This window comes from Halovenus amylolytica (assembly GCA_004015825.1).
Taxonomy (GTDB): domain Archaea; phylum Halobacteriota; class Halobacteria; order Halobacteriales; family Haloarculaceae; genus Halovenus; species Halovenus amylolytica.
This window is the reverse complement of record SAYS01000020.1, coordinates 18,632-39,738: the sequence shown is the minus strand read 5'-3', so window position 1 is coordinate 39,738 and position 21,107 is coordinate 18,632. Positions and strand designations below refer to the sequence as shown.

The 21,107-nt window shown below is 60.3% G+C and carries 23 protein-coding genes; 12 read left to right on the top strand and 11 right to left on the bottom strand.

What is annotated here, in order from left to right; translation table 11 throughout:
- Positions 1 to 43 precede the first annotated feature (43 nt).
- Both EOW68_RS15290 and EOW68_RS15285 read left to right on the top strand, forming a co-directional pair.
- Positions 44 to 1,840 (top strand): ABC transporter substrate-binding protein, encoded by a 1,797-nt coding sequence (locus tag EOW68_RS15290; RefSeq protein ID WP_128226036.1) that lies wholly within the window; start codon positions 44 to 46, stop codon positions 1,838 to 1,840.
- Complete coding sequence (locus tag EOW68_RS15285; protein WP_128226035.1) at positions 1,837 to 2,748, top strand: phosphatase PAP2 family protein; 912 nt, start codon at positions 1,837 to 1,839, stop codon at positions 2,746 to 2,748. Before EOW68_RS15290 ends, EOW68_RS15285 begins: the two co-directional genes overlap by 4 nt.
- Position 2,749: 1 nt before the next feature.
- On the opposite strand, the gene EOW68_RS15280 is transcribed toward EOW68_RS15285, so the two are convergent.
- Positions 2,750 to 3,328, bottom strand: coding sequence for a DUF7504 family protein (locus tag EOW68_RS15280; protein WP_128226034.1), 579 nt, complete (start codon positions 3,326 to 3,328; stop codon positions 2,750 to 2,752).
- Position 3,329: 1 nt separating this feature from the next.
- Positions 3,330 to 3,905 carry a response regulator transcription factor gene (locus EOW68_RS15275; protein ID WP_128226033.1) on the bottom strand — a complete coding sequence of 192 codons (576 nt, stop codon included), beginning with the start codon at positions 3,903 to 3,905 and terminating at the stop codon, positions 3,330 to 3,332.
- Between the two features lie 101 nt (positions 3,906 to 4,006).
- Here EOW68_RS15275 and EOW68_RS15270 point away from each other — a divergent pair, with 101 nt between their 5' ends.
- From EOW68_RS15270 to EOW68_RS15260, 3 genes are all read left to right on the top strand, one after another.
- Complete coding sequence (locus tag EOW68_RS15270; RefSeq protein ID WP_128226032.1) at positions 4,007 to 4,585, top strand: MBL fold metallo-hydrolase; 579 nt, start codon at positions 4,007 to 4,009, stop codon at positions 4,583 to 4,585.
- A gap of 228 nt (positions 4,586 to 4,813) precedes the next feature.
- Positions 4,814 to 5,233, top strand: a complete 420-nt coding sequence (locus EOW68_RS15265; RefSeq protein ID WP_128226031.1) for a universal stress protein — start codon at positions 4,814 to 4,816, stop codon at positions 5,231 to 5,233.
- A gap of 462 nt (positions 5,234 to 5,695) precedes the next feature.
- Positions 5,696 to 6,115: a CBS domain-containing protein gene (locus tag EOW68_RS15260; RefSeq protein ID WP_128226030.1), complete on the top strand. Its 420-nt coding sequence runs from the start codon at positions 5,696 to 5,698 to the stop codon at positions 6,113 to 6,115.
- A gap of 456 nt (positions 6,116 to 6,571) precedes the next feature.
- Here EOW68_RS15260 and EOW68_RS15255 read toward each other — a convergent pair whose 3' ends face one another.
- On the bottom strand, positions 6,572 to 7,381 hold the full coding sequence (locus EOW68_RS15255) for an ATPase (protein WP_128226029.1): 810 nt from the start codon (positions 7,379 to 7,381) through the stop codon (positions 6,572 to 6,574).
- Positions 7,378 to 7,647, bottom strand: a complete 270-nt coding sequence (locus EOW68_RS15250) for a DUF5827 family protein (RefSeq protein WP_128226028.1) — start codon at positions 7,645 to 7,647, stop codon at positions 7,378 to 7,380. The genes EOW68_RS15255 and EOW68_RS15250 overlap by 4 nt, the downstream gene beginning before the upstream one ends.
- A 116-nt stretch (positions 7,648 to 7,763) precedes the next feature.
- Here EOW68_RS15250 and EOW68_RS15245 point away from each other — a divergent pair, with 116 nt between their 5' ends.
- The 7 genes from EOW68_RS15245 to EOW68_RS15215 all read left to right on the top strand — a co-directional run bounded on the left by EOW68_RS15245 (position 7,764) and on the right by EOW68_RS15215 (position 12,497).
- Positions 7,764 to 8,921, top strand: a complete 1,158-nt coding sequence (locus tag EOW68_RS15245) for a sensor histidine kinase (protein WP_431358969.1) — start codon at positions 7,764 to 7,766, stop codon at positions 8,919 to 8,921.
- A 39-nt stretch (positions 8,922 to 8,960) separates the two neighbouring features.
- Positions 8,961 to 9,341 (top strand): VOC family protein, encoded by a 381-nt coding sequence (locus tag EOW68_RS15240; RefSeq protein ID WP_128226026.1) that lies wholly within the window; start codon positions 8,961 to 8,963, stop codon positions 9,339 to 9,341.
- 69 nt (positions 9,342 to 9,410) lie between these two features.
- Positions 9,411 to 9,602, top strand: coding sequence for a hypothetical protein (locus tag EOW68_RS15235; RefSeq protein WP_128226025.1), 192 nt, complete (start codon positions 9,411 to 9,413; stop codon positions 9,600 to 9,602).
- A 38-nt stretch (positions 9,603 to 9,640) separates the two neighbouring features.
- On the top strand, positions 9,641 to 10,102 hold the full coding sequence (locus tag EOW68_RS15230; RefSeq protein ID WP_128226024.1) for a PUA domain-containing protein: 462 nt from the start codon (positions 9,641 to 9,643) through the stop codon (positions 10,100 to 10,102).
- 155 nt (positions 10,103 to 10,257) lie between these two features.
- The gene (locus EOW68_RS15225; protein ID WP_128226023.1) at positions 10,258 to 11,502 is read left to right on the top strand and encodes an NAD(P)/FAD-dependent oxidoreductase; all 1,245 of its coding nucleotides are present in this window, start codon (positions 10,258 to 10,260) and stop codon (positions 11,500 to 11,502) included.
- Between the two features lie 47 nt (positions 11,503 to 11,549).
- Positions 11,550 to 11,960 carry a DUF7124 domain-containing protein gene (locus tag EOW68_RS15220; protein WP_128226022.1) on the top strand — a complete coding sequence of 137 codons (411 nt, stop codon included), beginning with the start codon at positions 11,550 to 11,552 and terminating at the stop codon, positions 11,958 to 11,960.
- A gap of 3 nt (positions 11,961 to 11,963) precedes the next feature.
- Positions 11,964 to 12,497, top strand: a complete 534-nt coding sequence (locus tag EOW68_RS15215) for a DUF5815 family protein (RefSeq protein ID WP_128226021.1) — start codon at positions 11,964 to 11,966, stop codon at positions 12,495 to 12,497.
- On the opposite strand, the gene EOW68_RS15210 is transcribed toward EOW68_RS15215, so the two are convergent.
- The 7 genes from EOW68_RS15210 to EOW68_RS15180 form a co-directional block, all read right to left on the bottom strand.
- The gene (locus tag EOW68_RS15210) at positions 12,494 to 13,021 is read right to left on the bottom strand and encodes a DUF7529 family protein (RefSeq protein WP_128226020.1); all 528 of its coding nucleotides are present in this window, start codon (positions 13,019 to 13,021) and stop codon (positions 12,494 to 12,496) included. The genes EOW68_RS15215 and EOW68_RS15210 overlap by 4 nt on opposite strands.
- A 35-nt stretch (positions 13,022 to 13,056) precedes the next feature.
- Positions 13,057 to 13,458 carry a DUF7555 family protein gene (locus EOW68_RS15205; RefSeq protein ID WP_128226019.1) on the bottom strand — a complete coding sequence of 134 codons (402 nt, stop codon included), beginning with the start codon at positions 13,456 to 13,458 and terminating at the stop codon, positions 13,057 to 13,059.
- A gap of 32 nt (positions 13,459 to 13,490) precedes the next feature.
- A complete protein-coding gene (locus EOW68_RS15200; RefSeq protein WP_128226018.1) occupies positions 13,491 to 14,813 on the bottom strand; it encodes an ABC transporter ATP-binding protein in 1,323 nt (440 codons plus the stop codon).
- The gene (locus tag EOW68_RS15195) at positions 14,810 to 16,141 is read right to left on the bottom strand and encodes an ABC transporter ATP-binding protein (RefSeq protein WP_128226017.1); all 1,332 of its coding nucleotides are present in this window, start codon (positions 16,139 to 16,141) and stop codon (positions 14,810 to 14,812) included. Before EOW68_RS15195 ends, EOW68_RS15200 begins: the two co-directional genes overlap by 4 nt.
- Entirely contained in the window at positions 16,141 to 17,883 is a 1,743-nt protein-coding gene (locus EOW68_RS15190; RefSeq protein ID WP_128226016.1) for an ABC transporter permease, read from the bottom strand. The genes EOW68_RS15195 and EOW68_RS15190 overlap by 1 nt, the downstream gene beginning before the upstream one ends.
- Complete coding sequence (locus EOW68_RS15185) at positions 17,880 to 18,944, bottom strand: ABC transporter permease (protein ID WP_128226015.1); 1,065 nt, start codon at positions 18,942 to 18,944, stop codon at positions 17,880 to 17,882. Before EOW68_RS15185 ends, EOW68_RS15190 begins: the two co-directional genes overlap by 4 nt.
- A gap of 181 nt (positions 18,945 to 19,125) precedes the next feature.
- Positions 19,126 to 21,057 carry an ABC transporter substrate-binding protein gene (locus tag EOW68_RS15180; protein WP_128226014.1) on the bottom strand — a complete coding sequence of 644 codons (1,932 nt, stop codon included), beginning with the start codon at positions 21,055 to 21,057 and terminating at the stop codon, positions 19,126 to 19,128.
- Between the last annotated feature and the right edge of the window lie 50 nt (positions 21,058 to 21,107).

Below are 21,107 nucleotides of genomic sequence, written 5' to 3'. Positions count from 1 at the left end.
GCTCTTATGTACAATTCGGGGAGTTAATACGGTACATAGTAGTATGGAGGCAGCGACTGCAAAGGTGACGAGACGCCAGTTGCTCGGCGCAGCGGCGGCCACATCGCTGGCTGGGACGAGTGGCTGTGTCCAGCGATTCCGGAGCATCGTCAACCGCCAGTCCGCAGAGACTGTCTCCCTCAGTGTCACCGCACCACCGGCCGACTCCGATCGGCTGGCGACGCTTATCGCACGCCATCTGGTCTCGAATCTCGAGGCTGCCGGCATCGAAGCCACACTCAACATCCTTCCCCAGTCCGAACTGCTCCGTGAAGTCCTCCTGAACCAGAACTTCGATCTGTTCGTGGCGCGACTCCCACCGGTCGTCGACCCACAGGAGTACACCGCATTACTCCATTCGTCGTTTGCCGGCGAGCAGGGCTGGCAGAACCCGTACGGGGTTACGGATATGCTCCTCGACGACCATCTCGACGCCCAGCAACGAACAGACGGTGAAAGTCGGCGCACAAACGCACGGAAACTCACCAGACATCTCACCAGAACACAGCCGTTTACCACCGTCGGCTTTCCCGACGAGATCAGGGCTGTCCGGACCGATCAGTTCACCGGCTGGGAGGAGGGGATCGCCACTCCGATCTCCTATCTCGCACTGGAACGCGCGAGCGAGATCCCACCCGAGGAGGAACTCTCGCTCGAACTGTCGATCACCGATTCGAGGCTCTCACAGAATCTCAACCCCCTGTCGGTCGAGTACAGACAGCCGGAACCGTTCACGGATCTGCTGTACGATCCACTCGTCCGCCGGTTCGGTGAGGAGTTCGTTCCGTGGATGGCCTCGGAGTGGGCGTTCGAGCGGGACGGCGACCAGAGCACGATCACTGCGTCGTTGCGGCCGGGGCTCGTCTGGCACGACGGCACCTCGATCACGGCCCAGGATGTGGCCTTCACCTTCCGCTTTCTCTCGGATACGTCGCTCGACGAACTCGAACAGCGCGTGCCAGCCCCCCTTTACCGGTCCTGGACATCGATCGTCTCGGAGGCTCGGGCCGTCGACGACGAGACGATCCGTCTCACTGTCGAGACACCGAGTGAGGCGGTCGCGAAACAGGTCCTGCTGACACCGATTTTCCCGGCACACATCTGGCGAGAATACAGTTCGGTAGCGGATATCTCCGGATTCGAACGCTCGAAGGATATCACGGAAGCGCTGGTCTTTGCTAACGAAAATGCGATCGGGAGTGGCCCGGTCGAAGTCGGCAACGTCGTCGTCGACGAAGAGGTCGTCTTCCAGCCCTTCGAGGAGCACTTTCTCACCCGCGGTGAGGGGAACCTGGCCGAGATTCCGGAGCGGTTCGCGGGTGGATTTCCGTTCGACGAACTCCGGTTTCGGGTCACGCCATCGAACGAGACGGCCGTCGAACTGGTCGCCCAGGGCGACCTCGACGGGACTGCGATGGATGTCGATCCGCGCGAGGCTATCATCGAACGTATCGCAGGTGCCTCGGAGGTATCGATGGTCGTCGAACGCTCCCCGTCGGCGTACCATATCGGCTACAACACGTCGACGCGGCCGTTCAGCAACCCTTACTTCTGTCGACTCGTCGCCCGTCTCGTCGACAAACAACACGTCGTCGATACCATCTTCCGGGGGTACGGCGCGGCAGTCTCGAACCCCTTCGACGGGACACGATGGAGTCCGAACGATCTCGGCTTCGATTCGGCCGATCCAGTGGTTCCGTTTCTCGGAGCAGACGGCGAGGTCGACACAGAGCAGGCCAGAGCAGAGTTCCGAAAGCGAGGGTTTGAGTTCGACGAAGACGGAACACTACTGTTACGATGAGTTTCCCACTACTCCCCGAAATCGTTCTCGTCGTCTCCCTGCTGACAGTGCTCGGGCTGATACTGATCGTGGGACTCGACCGCCTCTGGCGGTTCCGTGTCGATGCTATCGATCGGTTCAAGGGTGTGTTCCCGTATCTCCTCTTGCTCGGTGGCGTCCTCGCAGTCAACTCCTATCTCCGTCGGGTCGGCCCGTCGCTGTCCTGGGTGTTCGGCTGGCAGATCACGGACGACATCTTCGCGATCGAGGGTAACTTCGTCGGGATCATCCAGAGCTACTCCAACCCAATCGCAGATCTGTACTTCTCCTATATCTACATCTATGGCTACATCTTTCTCGTCGCATTTCCGGTGCTCGCGTACTTTGTCCTCTCTGATGAGCGGCCGATTCGCGAAATTACGCTCGCGTACACAATCAACTACGTCGTTGGTGTGCTCTGTTATCTGGTTTTTATCGCCTACGGGCCACGGAACGTGATGCCGGATCTCGTCGATCAGATCCTCTATCTCAACTGGCCGGAGTCGAATCTGTTGACAACTGACTTCAACGCGAACGTCAACGTCTTCCCCTCGTTGCACACGTCACTGTCGATGACTGTCGCCCTCCTCGCGTACCGGACCCGCAAGTCGTACCCGTTGTGGGTCCCGGTATCGTCGATCCTCGCGGTCTCTGTCATGATCTCGACGATGTATCTTGGCATCCACTGGGGGACCGACGTCGTCGCGGGGATCGGTCTCGCAGTGTTCAGCGTGGGCGGGGCTAGCTGGCTGGTCAGTCCCGAGCGGAGACGACTCAGAGCAATCGGGGAGCGACTCCGTGCACCGATCGACCGTATGGTGGACTGGTTCGTCGATCTGGTACGGGAGTATCGCCAGACGAACCGCTCTGACAGCCGTCTCGATTCCTGAGCTATTCTTCGAGTACCTCGTCGAATGCCTCGCAGATTACCATGTAGGCGTGCGTATCGACTGCCGTTCTGTCGAGGCTGAACAGTCCAAGAAACCCTGCCGAATCGAGTCGCGAGGAGACCACGTGACTGAACTTGAACACCTCTGCGTCGTCGCTGTGTTCGAGCAGTGTCGACAGGGAGAGGCCCCCCACACGGCAGTCCCCGACACCGGCGTCGGAGAGTCGCTGGAAGCATTCGACGATCCCGATTCCGAGTGCGGTGAGATCTGCCAGTGACGGTACTGTGTAGACGAAGGTACCGTTTTCGAGTGTTTTCTGTGTTCGGTCGTCACTGCTGTGGCAATCGATCACGGCGAGTTGATGTCCCTCGAAGGCTGCACGCGCCGAGAGCTGTTCCCGTATCGTTTCGACGGAGTCGTCGATCGTTACGACCACAGCACCGTCCCCACCGGCGAGACCGTCCGCGAGCGTATCCATCACGCGTTCGCGGTTCTCCCGGTCGTCTCCTCCAGTGATGAGCAAACTCGTTCCGGGTGGGACCGACTCGTATCCGTCGAGCGTGCCCGAGAGGTCGTACATGCTAGCTTTCGTCTTCGATCCGGTGTAGTGTCGCGATGAAGTCGTCGTCATCTTCGATGCCGCCGAGCGTCTCCGACAGTTCCTCGCGGAGGTCGCCGATCCGTTCGGTCAGCTCCTCGAACTCTGCCTGGCCTTCGAGTTCCGCCCGGTTCTTGCTGGCCTGGAGTGTCGCTTGCTTCTCGACGAGGGCGTAGTACTCCTGTAACAGGCTGTCGTACTCCGAGCGTTCGAGGAGGTTCGCGACGGTCTCTTGTAGCTGGTGGCCTTTGACCGGTTTCGAGAGGTAGGTGTCGAACCCCATCTCCAGGATATCGAAATCCGGCTCGACGGCGGTGACCATCGCGACCCGACAGCCCAGTTCCTCCGTCCGGATGTACTCCAGTACGTCGTCGCCCGACAGCCCGGGCATCATCCGATCGAGCAACACGACGTCGACGGCGTCGTCGAGCTGTTCGATCCCCTCGTCGCCGTTGTACGCGATCCGTACCTCGTACTCGTCTTCGAGCCACAGGCGGTACGTCTCTGCAACGTCCGATTCGTCCTCGACGAGCAACACGACTGGGTCCGGATCTGCCATCTAAAACTTTGTTTTCGTTCGATGCACATAGAATTATGGGGCTCTGAAAGCTTCGCTGACAGATCGGTATACCCAAACCGCGGCCCGGCCTATCACCGAGTATGATTCAGAATCTGGCCACTGGCCACTCCGGGCTGACGAGCAACGTGTTTCTGGTCGACGGTGCGCGAACGGTGCTCGTCGACGTCGGTGCAGGGTTCGACGTCGTCGAAGCGGCAACGCAGTACACCGACGACCTCGACGCGGTCGTGCTGACGCATACACACCCCGATCATATCGGCAACGTCGATCAGGTCACCGACGCTTTCGGCGTCGACGTCTGGGGGTACGATCCTGCTCAGCCAGTCGTCGACCACGAAATCGAGGACGGCGAGCACGTCCAGATCGGTGACCACTCCTACGAGGCGATCCACACGCCCGGCCACAAAAACGACCACATCTGTCTGTACGCTCCGGCAAACGGCGTGTTGTTCGCCGGTGATCTTATCTTCGCCAACGGTGGCTTCGGCCGGACCGATCTCGAAGAGGGTGACCGGGAGCTACTGATCGAAAGTATCGAGCGTCTGTTGAATGTCGTCGACGACAATCTCACAGAGATGCACACTGGCCACGGTCCGAGTGTGACGACGAATCCGAACCACGATATCGAACTTGCACTGCAGGCTGCCGGAATGCGATAATACGGTTTGTTGCTCTGTTGACGATCGCAGTTCGTGCACGAACCGCGTGTTGAATACGAGGATGCGTTCTGCAGTCGGTGGTAATACTGGTGGCTGTAAGAAATGAACGAATTTCGACCCGACGTGGGGTCGAATATTTTCACGAATTTACAGCCACCAGTATAAGACGCTGCATACAACGAGACAGGCGAACTACTATTTTATCAAGCTCCCTAAGCTAGTCCATCCGTGATCTCACAAATTCTCGTTCCGATGGACGAGTCAGAGATGGCCCAGCGAGCGCTTGTATACGCCCTCGAGAACCACCCAGACGCAGAGATTACCGTCTTGCATGTCGTGGGTAACCCGTCACCGTGGGGGGGAGAGGCCACGTCACTCGCTCTCGAGGAGGATCTGGAAGGGGCTGCCGAGGAGCGCGCGAGGGCGGTGTTCGAGAACGCCCGAGAACTCGCTGCCGAGTACGACGTCGAAATCACCACCGAGGTTCAACTTGGGCATCCAGCTCGGGCGATTCTGAACAGCGTCGACGGGTTCGATGCAGTCGTAATCGGGAGCCACGGCGGCTCGGTGGCCGATCGACTGGTCGTCGGGAACGTTGCCCAGAGGGTGTTCCGCCAGTCGCCCGTTCCGGTGATCGTCGCTCGGTGAGTGGCGGCGAGTGAAGCCGGTAGACAGACGTCCCACGGGCTCCGCCAGCTAACGAGATACCGATCAGTACTACCACTCTCTGTCCCCACTCATAGTGATTATTGCGAGTCTGTACCGCGAAGTTCAGATAGAACTGGTCTAGGAGGGCCGAAACAGCCTCGGTTTCGCTGCCGTGCTGAAAATTACCGCAATAATCAGTATCAATTCAGCCTCTGTCGCTGCTCGTCCAGTGCTATAGACGCGCCTTCTATTTCTGCAGTAGTGCTCTCGACACGCCTTCACCGTGGTTCGATCCCGAGTCGAACGAGGGTGTTCCGGAGTTTTCAGGCCGATTTCTGTGAATTCATCACCCCTTTATATCGATCACCGGGAGACAAATCATCGGTGTGTATTCTCGGGTATTAAGAATCATGATGGTTACTAATGTAATCCAGAAAGAACTCTCTAGCGGGGTAACATCCAATGCCAATCGAAGACCTCTCCCGAAGTGACGTCGTGACAGCCGAACCCGAAACGCCAGTAACCGACCTCGCGGTAACCATGGACGAAGAGCACGTGGGGAGTATCGTGATCACGGAGGATGACACACCCGTCGGTATCGTCACCGATCGAGATCTGACCGTTCGTATCCTCGGTGAGGGGGCAGATCCGACGGAGCAGACTGCTGAAGACGTAATGTCCACTGATCTTTCTACAGTCGAGCGTGGCACCGGCTTCTACGAGGCAGCGGAAGTGATGGCAGACAATGGTGTCCGACGACTCCCCGTCTGTGAGGGTGACACACTCGTAGGAATCATCTCTGTCGACGACCTGAACGAACTGCTTGCCGACGAACAACAGCAGTTCGCAGAAATCGTACGGGCCCAGCGACCAGCGTACTGACTGATAGTGATTGTTGCGAGTCTGTACCGCTCTAGCGACGCAAATTCTGTGTTACACGCCGTGACACGTCGATATCCGTGACTCGGTCACGAAAATAACCGCAACAATCACTATGACAGCTGATCGTGTCTCGACGACTATGCTGTCACCGCCTTCCATTTATCGACGGTGTGACCGACACCGTCCATTCCGTGAGTTCTGTCCCGACCCACCACCGGCTGTCATCCTTGCCGGAGGTCGGGACGGGTTGGTCGAAACCGTGTAGGACGGGCTGTCGACGAACGGTCGCCAGCTACCCGAGAGTGTATCACTGCCTGTCACCGAAAAGTCGGGTTGCACAGTCGACAGTATGAGTGCTGGCATCTTGCTCGTCCCCGTGAACGGGTTTTTGATTGCACTCTGTATCCCGCGAGGCCGCTGAAACCTATCGCCAGCCGAGTTCGTTTTCACTCTCTTTCACCAGCCAGCAACGTCGAGCAGTGACCGATAGGCTGCCCCATAGGCGTCAGCAACTGTTCCGGGTTCGTTTCGCTCGTCGCGTCCGAGTGCGGGCAGGGTGATAGTATCGACCGGATCGACGAGTTCGGTCACCGACGCGACGCGTTCTTCGAGCTGGCCGTGGAAGGCACCCTCCGCACCACTGGCGACCTGACACCCCTTGACGAATCGGGGGCCGTCGAAGATCCGTGTCCGGCCCGGTTCGACGACGGCCACGCCGTCGGGGTCGATCCCCTGGAGCGGGCGGGCAACGTCGCTGTAGGATTCGACGACTGCCCGCTCCGTTCGGTCGATCGTCGCCGAAAGCGCATCGAGTTGCTGGACGTGGTGGCGCTGCATCACCTGGTTGAACTCCTCGACGCTGCTGACGACGAGTGCATCCGAGAGTGGGAGTTCACTGCGTGCATCCTCCGGAAGCGTTGCGTTCCCGTTGCGGACGTACTGCTCGCCAACTCTGTCGAGGAGAAACTCCCGCTCGTCCTGTCCGAGCAGGCCGGTTCCGTTGCCGGGGGCGGGCCGCCAGAGCCGGTGGACCGGGTTGATATCCGTCGGCTCCAGGCTCCCGGGGCTCGCTGCGGCGAGGCGCCGGGCGTCCTTGCCGTAGATGCTTCCCTCGGAGATCGCGGTCCGGTAGTCGTCGTGGTGAAACCAGTAGTCGTTTCCAGCCCGGGGCTTGAACCCGACAGCACCTGTTGCGGCAACCAGCCCCGTCGAGAAGGTCGTCTTGCCCGCGTCGACGCGGTCGGCACCGACCACCAAAAGCGTCATTGCTCGGCGAGACCGTAGTAGCCCGGCTCGGTGTCGCCGGTCGGTTCGGCGAAGACGAACCGTTCGGCGTGTTTCAGCAACCACGGAATCGCCCAGTCCATCAGGACGTTCTCTGTCTCGACATCCAGCTCTGCGTCGACCTCTAGCCCCTGCAGGAGACGGGCAATTTCGTAGACGGTGTACAGCTTGTCCGCATCGAGGACCTCCTCGGGTTCGCGGAATTCGAGTGGCCGGAGGTCGTCTGCGGAGGATCTCGGTATCGGCATACCCCTCCTAGCAACAACTGCGGGGTAAATACTCCGGTTCGGTCTCTCGATCAATTGACAGAACCTTCCGACTCCGTTGCTACAGATATATGAGTCTGTGCCGCCTAACAGAGACGATGAGTGATATCGGCTGGGTGCTAGCGCTCCTCTTGCAGTTTGCACCGGGGGATGCACCGGTTGTCTGGTATGGAACGGTCTTTATTCTTGCGATGCTCGTCGTCGCAGCTGGTATCGGGTTCTGGATGGCTCGGACGGAGACTGACAGCCAGCCCCCGATCGATCACGAGATGCTGCTCAATGCTTTCGAGGATCCGATCGTCGTCCTCGACCACGAGAACGACGTGCTGGTCGCGAACGTGCCGTTCAGATCGCTGTTCGAGACCGACATCGAAGGCGAGTCGATCGAGACAGTTCTCGACGGGGTTCCGGCAGTCAAAGAGACTGTCGTCGAGCGCGAGCAGGCCGTCCTCCCGATCGAAACTGACGGCGAGACACACCACTACGATATTCACACCTATCCGGCCGGCAAACAGCCCCGACCGCCACGGAAGTGGGTTGTCTTCTTCCACGACGTGACCGACGACCACGAACACCGGAGCCAGCTGGAGGCGGAAAACCAACAGCTCGATCGGTTTGCGGGCCTGCTCTCACACGATCTCCGGAACCCACTCGACGTCGCGATCGGTCGGACGAACGCCGTCAAAGAGTCCATCGACGATCCGGAGAACGAACGACATCTCGCCCGTGCCCAGGAGGCCCACCAGCGAATCCAGCAGATCATCCGCGACGTGCTCGCACTCGTCCGGGGCGGTCACAACATCGACGAGCCCACTACTGTCGCTCTGGAGACTGCCGCCACGGACGCCTGGTCGCTCGTCGATACTGGGGACAGTACACTGGTTATAAACACACAGCTAGTCATCCGTGCGGATCGTGAACAACTGACGAGGATCTTCGAGAACCTCTTCCGAAACGCCGTCCAGCACGCCGGCCCGGACGTGACTGTCCGTGTCGAAACGCTGGCGTCGGGCCAGGGTTTTTATATCGCAGACGACGGCGCGGGGATCCCGCCGGGCGACCGCAGTGCAGTCCTCGAAGCCGGTGTCTCCAGGGACGGTGACGGGACCGGGCTGGGGCTCGCGATCGTCTCCAGTCTGGCGGCGGCACACGGCTGGGAGCTGGCCGTGACCGAATCCGAATCGGGCGGGGCCCAGTTCGAGTTTGCCGGTGTCGACCTCGTCGCCGACGAATCCGCCTCGACAGAGCTGGATTGATTGCGATGTTCTTATTTTGGTTGCGGTTGCACGACACGTATGGACGCACTACACGTCTGTTTGAACGTCTCGGACGCTGACCGTCTCGCCGAGTGGTATACCGAAGAGCTCGGCTTCGACCACTCCTGGGAGTTCACGAGCGACGATGGCTCCACCCGTAACGTCTACGTCGCTGACGGTAACGGGTTCGAGCTACAGCTTTCCGACACAGATGGCGAAGACGAGTTCGAAGCCGGGACAGCCTGGGATCACTTCGCAGTCAAAGTCGAGAACGTCGACGGCGCCTTCGAGACTATCGACCACCACGGCGTCGTCCAGGAACCCGCCGACCAGCCGGCAGCCTCGGCGCGAACCGCCTTCATCGAGGACCCCGACGGCCACGTCATCGAACTGATCGAACCGCTCGAAACGGCCGACTGACCGTCGCCCTGTTTCAGGTTGAGAAACGGGCCGACCCTATTTTTGTTGGTCTCACCCGGACTGGCGTGTATGTCAGCAGCGAATCCGCTTGCAGACAAACGAGTCCGGTCGCTCGTCGGACTGCTTAGTGCCGGCACAATTGCGCTGGTTGCACTCCTGTTTCTCGACGGACTGATCCGGTTGGTCGTCCTCGGCGTTGCAGCCGTCGATGCAGTGCTGACGCCGTACATGCTTGGGCTGGCGATCGATGGGACACACTGAACAGAGGGGTTTTTGCCGTCGACGCAAAACGACGGGTAATGGCCGACGATATCGAAGGGTTGGGACACGTCGCTGACTACCAGTTCGGTGCGGGCGCGGGTAACGGGCTGTTTGCCGACCCCGACGAGCTGTCGGTGACCCGGACGAGTTCGGGTCGACCCCGCCAGATCCACTGCCCGGATGGTCGGATCGGAACCTACGAGTCTGACGGCCGCTTCCGGCTCGGACTCGCCGGCGGCCGACGCCTGCAGGAGATACTCGACTCGCCCGCGTATCGTGTCGTCGTGGGTGACGAGAGCGAACCGTACATCCGGGAGGGACGCAACGTCTTCGCGAAGTTCGTCTCGAACGCGGACGAGGCGATCCGACCACGCGACGAGGTACTCGTCGAACACACCGATGGATCGCTGCTCGCCGTCGGACGCGCAGAGCTTTCGGGACAGGGGATGGCTGCGTTCGAAACCGGGATGGCGGTAAAGGTTCGTGATGGCACTGACTGATGGTATATTCCAAGAACTGGCTGGATTATTTCAATGTGAATAGTTATTATTATACTTACTCACTCCTGTCCAGTTTCGTACAGCTCCAGCCGATATCATCGCAAAGACTAGATGAATAGCAACCCACATTAGGCCTGGCGTTCAACACCCGTTGTATGAGCACGTCGCATCTAATCATAGGCGACGGGATCGCGGGGAGTTCAGCGGCTGAAACCATACGGGAGGAAGATCCCGAGGCGGACGTCACGATACTCACCGACGAGGGTGAGGCCCTGTACAACCGCATCCTGATCAAGGAGTTTGCCAAAGGCAAGCTGCCCGAAGCGCCTATCTCCATCCACGAGCCGGAGTGGTACGAGGAACGCGATATCGCGCTGGAGTTGAACACACACGTCGAGACAGTCGACACAGACGAGCAGGTCGTCCACACGCACACGGGGGACAGTTACGAGTACGACAAACTGCTGATCGCGACCGGTGGGACGCCGACACAGTTGCCAGTCGACAACTCCGACGCCGATGGCATCCATCACTTCTGGACCTTCGAGGACGCGCGCCAGATCAGAGAGCACGCCGAACAGTCGGAGACGGGTGTCGTCGTCGGCGCAGGATTGCTCGGCATCGACCTCGCTGCGATCTCCGCCGCACAGGGACTGGACGCCCACTACCTGATGCGGGGGAACTGCTGGTGGCGGTACGCACTCTCGGAGGAGGGGGCCGAGATCATCCACGACGCACTCGAAGAGAAGGGTGTCAAACCGGTGTTCAACTCCGGCGTCGACCATTTCGAGGTCGACGACGAGGGCCACGTCGAGGCGGCTGTCGATCCGAACGGGGAACGGTTCGAGGCCGAGTGGGCCGGTGTCGCGATCGGGCTGGATTTCAACACGGAGTGGCTCCAGGGCACCGGTATCGAGCGTGACAACGGCGTCGTCGTCGACGAGTACATGCAGACGAACGTCGACAACGTCTACGCTGCAGGTGACATTACACAGTACTACGACACCATCTTCGACGAACAGGCGCAGAACGGCTCGTGGGGGTCGGCGAAAGAACAGGGATCGATCGCGGGGACGAATATGGTGGCAGACGATGAAACCGATGCCTTCCGCTGGGTCTCCTCGTACTCGATCACGCACTTCGATTTCCCGTTCCTTTCATTCGGACATCCGACGATCGGCGACGAGACCGCCGAGCGCAAATACTCCGATACCGAGTGGCGACAGGTGGCGTTCAAAAACGGCCAGCTCGTCGGTGGTGTGTTGATCGGCGATCTCTCCCAGCAGTCGGCGTTCAAACAGATTATCCGCGAGGAACGGCAGGTCGCCGACCAGAAGGAACTGTTGCTCGAAGAGAACGTCGATCTGGAGAAACTCGAATCACCCCCAGAAGCTGATTAACAGCCGCGACCGACGGTCTTTTTTCCACTGCCACCCGAGCGTTCAGTATGGATGGCGGCAGTGGCGATATGACACTCGCGTTCGAACTAGAGGCACTCAAGGATCTCCAGGCGCCGGATTCGGTCTTTACTGACGCGCGCCAGTGGACGAACTACATCGGTGTGATCTCGGATAAACCGACATACGTCGTGACGAATTTCACCCGCAAACACCGGATCAGACAGGACTTCTTCTCGGGGCCACGCACCCGCAGGGAGAGTCTCGAAAACATCCAGGACCAGTTCAAAAGCGATCGGTACGTCTTCGTCGGCACCACAGACGAGGACGAACAGCTGGCCGAGGAAACCGGCTGGGAGTACGTCGATCTCGACGTGGCCGCCGAGTCGGCCGGCTGGGAGATCGCCGAAGACGAACAGACAGTCGAGATGGAAGAGGATACCCGCGACGACTGGCCCTGACTCATGGCGACACCGCGTGTTCCCGGCGAGGGCGACGACGAACTCGAGTTGTACTGCGGCGAGCAGCTGCACCCACACGAGCTGGATCTCGGCGTTCGCGAACGTGACTGTGACTGCGGTGCGAGCCACGCGGTCGTGATGGACGTCCACCCCCTGGGCAGATTCGTCCCGGAGTTTCTCGCCGACACGCTCCGTGCGACGATCACGACAGAAGACGAGTTCGACGAGTTCACCACTGCCCACCTGCTCGCGATGGTGCGCGAAGAGCACCCCGAGGAAATCGCGGTGGCAGACTGTTCCGGTGACGGCGAGGTTGGTTTCGGACTGGTCTGGGTGGCCGATTTCGACGCCCGCGAGCTCCACCGGATCGTCGTCGAACTCGTCGTCGAAATGATGGAACACGCGGTCAGCCATGCCGACGACGGCGAGACAGTCTCGGAGTTCGAACGCCAGCTTGCGGAGTTCGACGTCGAAGAGTTCGTCGACGTCTACCGCGGCGAACGCGAGTTCGAAGACGAGTACGATACGGCGATCTAGTCGTTCTTTCCTTCCGGCAGCAGCGGTTCGTACGCTTCGTGTTTGACGACACCCAGCGGTGTTCCGTCGATCGTTTTGGCGTGTGTGTACAGCACCTCGTGCGTTCGCGCAGCCTCACTGAGTCCACGGGCGCGGGTGCGTTCGTAAGACGATGCAATCAGCAGCGCACGCGTTCGCTCCGGGTCGAGGAGTTCGACGACCTGGAAGATGTAGCCACTGACGATCCGCCCGTAGACCTGATACTCGGTGAACGACCCGTCTTCGAAAGATCCGCGGACCGCGTCGGAGTGGTTGTCGGCGATCGTGTAGACGATACCGAACCGTTCCTCGTCGTCACCCATGTCGGGTGTGACTGGATCGGTGTGGATCGCGGCGACGTCGACCACGTCCCAGCCGTCCGCGCGTCGTTCCTCGGCGAGGGCGTCCAGTTCTTCCAGGGTTCCCTCCCAGGCCTCTCGCCGGGGCTTTGCAGTGTGTCGGAGCTTCTGTTCGTCGCCCGTCTGGTTGTCTCCTATCCCGGTCATACTCTGTTGTCCGCTGGGAGCTGTTTATATCTTGTTCACGTTGCACCGAAGATGGTCTCCAGCAGGAACGACGACAGAAAGACGAGCAGGCTGCCGAGAAACAGCTTCGTCTCGCTACCCGTCCGGAGTTCGGGTTCTGGCACCGGGAGCCACTTCGCCGGTGGCAACTCGTAGACGACGGCCTCGAACCGCGACCGCGAGCCGAACTCCGGAATCGTCTCCGTGGTCGGCGTCGAGTCGGATTCGAGGGCGTCTGGACTCGACGGCCAGAGACGGACCGTCGCGTACGCCATGAGCAGCCAGCCGATCACGAACAGGATGACTTTCATCCGGACCAGCCCGCCACCCGTCGCGGCGGCAGCGATCCCCGCGCCGACGATCGCCAGCAAAGCGACTGCGAGTGCGTAGACGAACACGTACGTTGCCGCAACTGCCACTGGACGAAACCGGTTGCGAGGGAGCATACCGTTCAGGTTCGTTCCTCGAAGGCGGTCTTCGGATCCCGGTGCTCGTCTCTGTGGCGGTGACAGTAACTCGTCCGTCCGGAGTCGCTGACCGTATGGTGGCTCGGCTTCTCGCTGCCACAGACGGTCCGGAACTCGGCCTGTAACACCTCGATCGCTGCCATTTCGTCACCAGCCTCGATCTCCGCCGAGACGTCGTCGAGAACCGACTCGACCTGATCCGGCACGGCCAGGGGCTCGAACAGTTCCTCGCGGATCTCCGCTGCCGTCGCGTACCGTGTATCGAGGCCGACCTTCTCGCGGAATCTGTCGACGGCCCCGCGGGACCGTCTGCGCTCTTCGAGGATCTCCTCTAACCGATTCAGGCTGTCCCAGATCTCCTCGTCGAGCTGTTCGTACTCCTCGGGACGGATCCGGACCGGACACCGGGTCCGGAACGGACAGCCACTCGGCGGATACCGCGGATTCGGCGGCGTCCCGCGGAGGTGCACGCGTTCTTTCTGCGATGTCGGGTCCGGCGCCGGAATCGCCGACAGCAGGGATCGCGTGTACGGGTTCGCTGGATCGGTGAACAGTTCCTCGGTCGGCCCGATCTCCATGATGTTGCCCAGATACATCACGGCAACCCGGTCGCTAATGTGTCTGACGACGGAGAGATCGTGGGCGATAAAGAGGTAGGTAAGTCCGAACTCGTCTTGCAGGCGTTCGAGCAGATTGATGACCTCCGCCTGGACGCTCACGTCCAGCGCCGAGACCGGCTCGTCGAGGACGATAAACTCCGGTTCGAGGGTGAGCGTCCGTGCGATCCCGACCCGCTGGCGCTGGCCGCCAGAGAACTGGTGGGGATACCGGTAGTAGTGTTCGCGTTTCAGGCCGACCGTATCGAGCAGTTCTCGGACCCGTTGCCGTCGCTGTTGTGGGGTCTTCCACTCGTAGACGTCGAGTGGTTCGCGGACGATCTCGCCGACTGTCATCCGCTGGTTCAGGCTCGAATCCGGGTCCTGGAACACCATCTGGGCGTTCCGTCGCCACTCCTTGAGCTCGTACCCCCGGAGTGTCGTGATGTCGGTGCCGTCGAACCTGATCTCACCGGCGGTCGGTGTCTCCAGCTGGAGGAGTGTCCGGCCGAGTGTCGTCTTCCCACAGCCGGATTCGCCGACCAGCCCGAGTGTCTCACCGCGGCTGATCTCGAAGTTGACGCCGTCGACTGCCTTGACTGGCCGTCCGCCGATCAGCTGTTCGGAGCCGTAGTAGGTCTTCAGGTCACGGACTTGGATCAGTACGTCTTCGTCTCTCTGCCGTTCCGAGTGGGCGATTTCCTGGCTCATTCGTCCGCACCTCGCTGTCTGTGATACTCCACAGCGTCGGCTCTCGATAGCTCCTCGGGATAGAGGAGACAGGCTGCGGTGTGATCGACATCCGCCTCGTCGACCGAGACGGATTCCGGATGCACCTTCTCGCAGTCCTCGAAGGCTTTCGGACACCGTGGCGCGAACCGGCAGTCGGTCGCTTTCTCGTTGGGCGTCGGAACCTGGCCATCGATCGTTTCGAGTTTCTCACCCGCTTGCTGTCCGGGGATCGATCTGAGCAGCCCCTGTGTGTACGGATGTTTCGGGTTCGCGAACAGCTGTTCGACACCCGCGGTCTCGACGATCTCGCCGGCGTACATGACGTTGACACGGTGGGTGATGTCCGCGATCACACCCATGTCGTGGGTGATGAAGATGATCCCGAGATCGCGCTCTTCCTGGACCTCTTCGAGGAGATCGAGGATCTGTGCCTGGATCGTGACATCCAGCGCCGTGGTCGGCTCGTCACAGATCAACACCTCCGGCTCGCAGGCGAGTGCCATCGCGATGACTGCCCGCTGGCGCATCCCGCCCGAGAACTGGTGTGGATACTCCTTGAGCCGGCGGCGGGCGTCGGGGATGCCGACCGCTCTGAGCAGTGTGGCTGCTTCCTCGGTCGCTTTCTTCCCCCGGAGCCCCTGGTGGAGCCGCAGCGACTCCTTGATCTGGTTGCCGACCGTGTAGACGGGGTTGAGACTCGTCAGTGGGTCCTGGAAGATCATACCGATCCGGCCACCGCGCATCAGCCGTTTGGCCTCTCCGCTGGTGCGTGTCACCTCAACGAACCCAGCCGTCGGATCGTCGGTCGACCCCTCGGTAACGAACACACAGTCGGTGTCGTCGATGATACCGAGATCGTCGGCGTAGCCGGCGGCCAGAATCTCCGCCAGCCCGACCTCGGCGGCATCACGCTTGCCGAACGTTCTTGGATTGGCATCCACGTCTGGCCGTTCGAGAAGCACTGCCGGGTCGTGTTTGTCGGCGAGTTTCCCGACGTCGACCGTCCGTTTCGGGAATTTCTCGGCGAAGGCTCTCACAGTCCCGCGCTCTGTGAACCTGATACTACTGCCCTGCAGGATCTGTCCGGGACTATCGATCAGTCGCATCAGCGAGCGGGCTGTGACACTTTTGCCCGAGCCTGACTCGCCGACGATGCCGACCGTCCTCCCTGGGACTACGTCGAAGCTCACGCCGTCGACGGCCCGGATCGTCTCCCTGTCGGTATAGAATGCAGTCTGGAGGTTCCGGACTTCGAGGATCGCCTCCGACTGGCTGGCCGTCGGCTCCACTTCCTGTTCGACCGCCATCAGGCTGCCCCCCCAGTGGCACTCTCGCCACTGATGTCCGCCTCGATATCGATCGCGTCACGGATCGCGTCACCGAGTGCGTTGAAGCCGATCACGACGAAGACGATCATGATTCCGGGGATCGTCGAGATGTGCCAGGATTGGGTCGAAATGTATCCCCGCCCACTCTCGATCATCCGGCCCCACTCGGGTGTCGGCGCGCCGATACCGATCCCGAGGAAGGAGAGCGCTGCCGTCGTGATGATGATCGTCCCGAGGATCAACGAGGCGTAGATCAGCATGTACGCGAGCACGTACGGTGCCATGTGTTTTCGCATGATAACGCTTGGTTTCTGTCCGTAGCTTTTGGCTGCGTCGATCCACTCGGATTCGGATACCTGGAGTGTCGGACCACGGATCGATCGCCACAGCCCCGGCCAGTAGGTAAACGCCAGGATGAATGCGAGCAAGATACCCCCGTCGTAGATCCCGACGATCGGATGCTCGAACTCACGTAATGTCACCATCAACATCAGTATCAGCAGTAAGGCAGGGATCGACTGCACCGTATCACTGCCCATCACGGCCACGAGATCGATGATGCCCTTGTAATACGAGGAGACGAGTGCGAGTATCAACGCGAACATACCACTCAGTCCGATCGTCACGAGACCGATCACGAGCGACGTCCGTGCCCCAAAGGCGAGGAACGTGAACAGATCCTTGCCGTCTGCATTCGTCCCGAAGGGTGCCCACCGGCCGTAGTCGTCGTAGCTCATCGGTCCGACGTTGCTATCGCCGTTCGACCGACTCTGGATGTTTGCCGTGCCGTGGAACGTCGACTGGACGTCTCCACTGTCGCCGAGATACTGGAACTCGTTGCTATAGGGCTCGTAGTGGTTCGCTTCGATGGTGGTCGGGCCCATAACCGGTGCCCAGATCGCCAGGACGAGGAAGGCGAAGACAACTGCGAGCCCGAACAGGCCCCACTTGTGTCCGCGAAACCGATCGATACTGTCGTCGAGTGGTGTCCAGTCCGCCTCGCGGTAGTGCTGTCGGTAGGTCGTGTACCCCTTCCAGATCCAGAACACCAGCAGCGTGGCGTAGAGATAGATAACCGTCACCCGGAGTGCCCAGGCCAAGGCCGGCGAGAGTCCCATAAACGTCCCTTCCCAGCCGCTCCCACTGGGGGACTCGTATCCCTGGTTCGGAATCGTCTCCCTGCTCGTCAGCGTCTGTACCGAGGCGGCCGAGTCGAAAAGCGACTGGATAGCTGCGATGATCGAGTCGACCGCCCCACCGACCGGTGTCAGGACGATCAACAGAGCCGCGACGAACAGCCCCAGGGTGACGATCGCCCGGTCGACGAGCAGGCGGATATTGACTGGCATCTCGGGTCGCAGTTCTTTTGCAGGTGAGACCGGGAGCAGTCTCCGGACCGTTCCGGCGGGGATCGCGAGCAACAGAAGCGCCACAGCGACGGTCGTAACGAGCCTGACTCCCGTTGCGACGAAATCGCCGGCGAAGCCGAATACGCCGCCAACGTTGCTACCGATGATCGCCGGGAGCGAGACGAACAGGTCGAAGATGAGCGCAGCCACACCGCCTGCAGTGACTACCCAGCCTGTGATTCGACCGAACTCGAGACCGACGAGAACGAGCATGCCGACGGCCCAGATCGCTGCCGGGCGTTTGTTTTCGAGTACCTTCTGCTGGATCGTCGTGGTTTCTTCCGTTCCAGTCTGTGTGTTCTGTATACTCATTGTTCGAACCCTACTCGTGGATCGATTAGCGTGTACAGGAGATCCTGTAGGACGTTGAAAAACAGCGTAATCACCGCGAAGACAAAGGCCAGCGAGCCCGCGACCGGGAGATCACCCTGTAACACTGCCTGATAGAACAGCTGTCCGATCCCGTTGATCCCGAAGACGACCTCGATGATGACAGAGCCGCCGATCAGGATGCTGATCTCGCTCATCAACACCGGCACCAGTGGGATCGACGCGTTTCGGAAAATGTGCTTCCAGACGATCGTCCGGCCTTTCAGCCCCTTCGCTTTCGCCGTCTCGACGTAGTTCGCGTTGACCTGTTCGAGCACTGCTGTCCGACCGATCCGCATCTCCGAGACCATCAGTGCCGAGCCGAGTACGAGCGCCGCCGGCGTGATCTGTTTGAGGGCGGTGAGAAAGCCGAAGAAATCGAACATCGTCGGGATCGGGACGAGGAGAAACCAGTCGATCGCGATAAAGCTAAGATCGGGCGTCCCCAGCAAACTCTCCGTCGTCGGCCCGAGTTCGTACCAGTCCGGCAGGAAGTCGAACTGGTTTCCGGGCCGGGTCTGGCGGAGAACTGCAAGGAGCATGATCCCCAGCCAGAAGTTCGGCATCGCCTGCCAGACGATTCCCAGGAAGGAGGCGATCCAGTCGCCGAACGTGTTCGACCGCAGCCCGGCGTAGAAGCCGAGCGGGACACCGATAAAGATCGGGAGCATGATCGCCCACAGTCCGAGCCAGATCGTCCGTGGCGCGCGCTCGGCGATCAGAGCGGTTACCGGCGTCCCGCGCTGGGCGGCCACCCAGGCCTGGCCCAGGTCGAACGTGAGTAACCCGACCATGAAATCGATGTACTGTCGCCAGAGTGGGAGGTCGAGCCCCAGTCGCTGTCGGATGTCTTCGGAAGCGCCTCCTGATGCTTCTGGTCCCAGAATGGCCGTTACGGGATCTAGCGGCCCCATTCTGGTGATCATAAACACTAGCGTCATCGCTAGAAACAGGATCGGGATCGTCAACAACAGGCGGAGACCGAAGTATCGCCATCTACTCATGGTGTACTCCTGATGTCGTGGCGTTCACTGACATGGTATTAGTTGATTACCGTGCGTGTCCATCACATGATGGAAATTCTTCGTTGGCCTTAAATCCTCTACATTCGACCGACACCGCCGGAATATATGTGCCGCTTCCTGTCGGTGTAGCAGCAAATTCAGGGCGGTACGTGGGGGGCAGTTACGGCTCTCGGTTCGGTGCGTCTTCGTCGAGCCAGCTTCTGTTGTGCTGCAACCGGTGTCCACCGAGCCCGCCGATTTTCGGAATGTTGGCCCAGTCGTACCGGAAGGATTCTCCGAGTTCGTGGTAGAGTGGCAGTAGAACCATATCTTCCTGCCGGGCCTCCTCGATCTCGAGCCAGGCCTCGTCGCGGATATCCTGTGAGTCGGGGCCGGGGTTATCCTGTGCCCGCTCCCAGGCTTCCTGTGCCTGATCTGCCCACTCGGACTCCCCGAGCTGGCTCTGCCAGTCGAGGTAGTAACCGTTGGCATTTTCCGGAATTTCGTCCGTGTTCGTGTTCTCCGGTTCGAACCCGAACAGCCCGTAGGCCGGATCGATCCAGCTCCAGATCCAGCCCAGCGAGTACATATCGAGCTCGCCGTTCTCCCCGCGCTGGATCAACGTATTGAACGGAGCCTCGTCGATATCGAACTCGACTCCAGTCCCCGAGAGCTTGTCCCGCGTGAGCCGCGCGAACTGCTGGAAGGCCGAGCTATCGTAGGTCGTCAGCGTCATCTCGAACGGATCGTCTTGCGTGTATCCGGCATCTTCGAGCACCTGCTGTGCCTGGTCGAGGTTGGTTTCGTTGCGACCGTACGGATACTGGTCGACAAAGTCGTTGTAGGCGTCCGCACCGCCGGGCCACATCGCGGGTGGAGTGAAAGACCACGCCTCTGCGCCTCGACCCTTGAAGACCTCGTTTATCAGCTCCTCGTGGTTCGTCACGTACGCGACAGCCTGTCGAACCGGGCGGGGGACTCGCGATGCGTTGAACGCGACGTAGAACGTACTCAACGTGGGTACGGCGATGTAGTTGAGCGTATCGCCGTTCTCCACTGGACCGTAGGTACCGACGTCCCGTCCACGGTCGTCCTGTTCTTCGACGTTGACCAGGCCCTGATCGTACTGTCCGGTCGGAATCGCGATGGCATCCGCGTTTCGCTCCATCCCGTAGGTGAAAATCGCCTCGTCGTCCGAGAGAATCTCCCAGTGGACCGAGTCGAGATACGGTCCTTCGCCGTGGTAGTCGTCGAATGCCGTGACGATCGCTTCGGAGCCGCTCTCGAAGTTGTCCAGGGTGAACGGTCCAGTACCGACCGTCACCTCACGTGCGATCTCGTTCTGGCTGTACGGGGCGTCTTCGTACCCCTGGATGTCGTCGACGAGTCCCTCGGGCATCGCAGCGAAGGAGTCGTACGCGAGCACGTCCATCGTCGCCGGTTCGACCTCCTGGAGGGTCATCTCGAAGGTGTAGTCGTCGACAACCTCGATACCGAGTGAGTCGGGGGCGACGTTGGCGGCGCCGATCCCGTTTTCTTCGTCAGTTTCGTACTCGATCATGAACCCGGTACCGAACATGAAGTTTGCACGCTCGCTGGCCTCGGCCTCCGCGAGTCGGCGCCACGCGTACTCGAAGTCGTGGGCTGTCAGTTCGTCTTTGACCTCGTTGTCGTGGTACGGAACTCCCTCCTTGAGCGTGAACGTATACGTGAGATTGTCTTCGGAGATATCGATGTTCTCGACGAGCTGGTTTTCGAGTTCACTCTCGCCGTTCGGGTAGTGAACGAGGTTCTCGTAGGCTTGCCCGAGGACAGTCGCGGATGCCGTGTCCGTCGACGCGATCGGATCGAACGTCGATACAGGCGCGTTGATGAGGTTCAGCTGGCCGCCCTCGGCTACCTCTCCGTCTGAATCGTCATCTCCATCGTTGTCACTCGTGTTTCCGTCGTCACCACTCATGTTTCCGTCGTCGTCACCGCTACCATCGTCTCCGTTGTCGTCACCACCGCCCGAACAGCCGGCGAGACTCACTGCTACACCTCCACCGAGGAGGCCCAGGAAACCGCGTCGGTTCGTGTTGTCGCCTTCTGTCAGATCATTCGAATTCGACATATTAAGATACCCAGAGCCAACAAACTAAAAGCTTCCTGTTAGTGATGAAA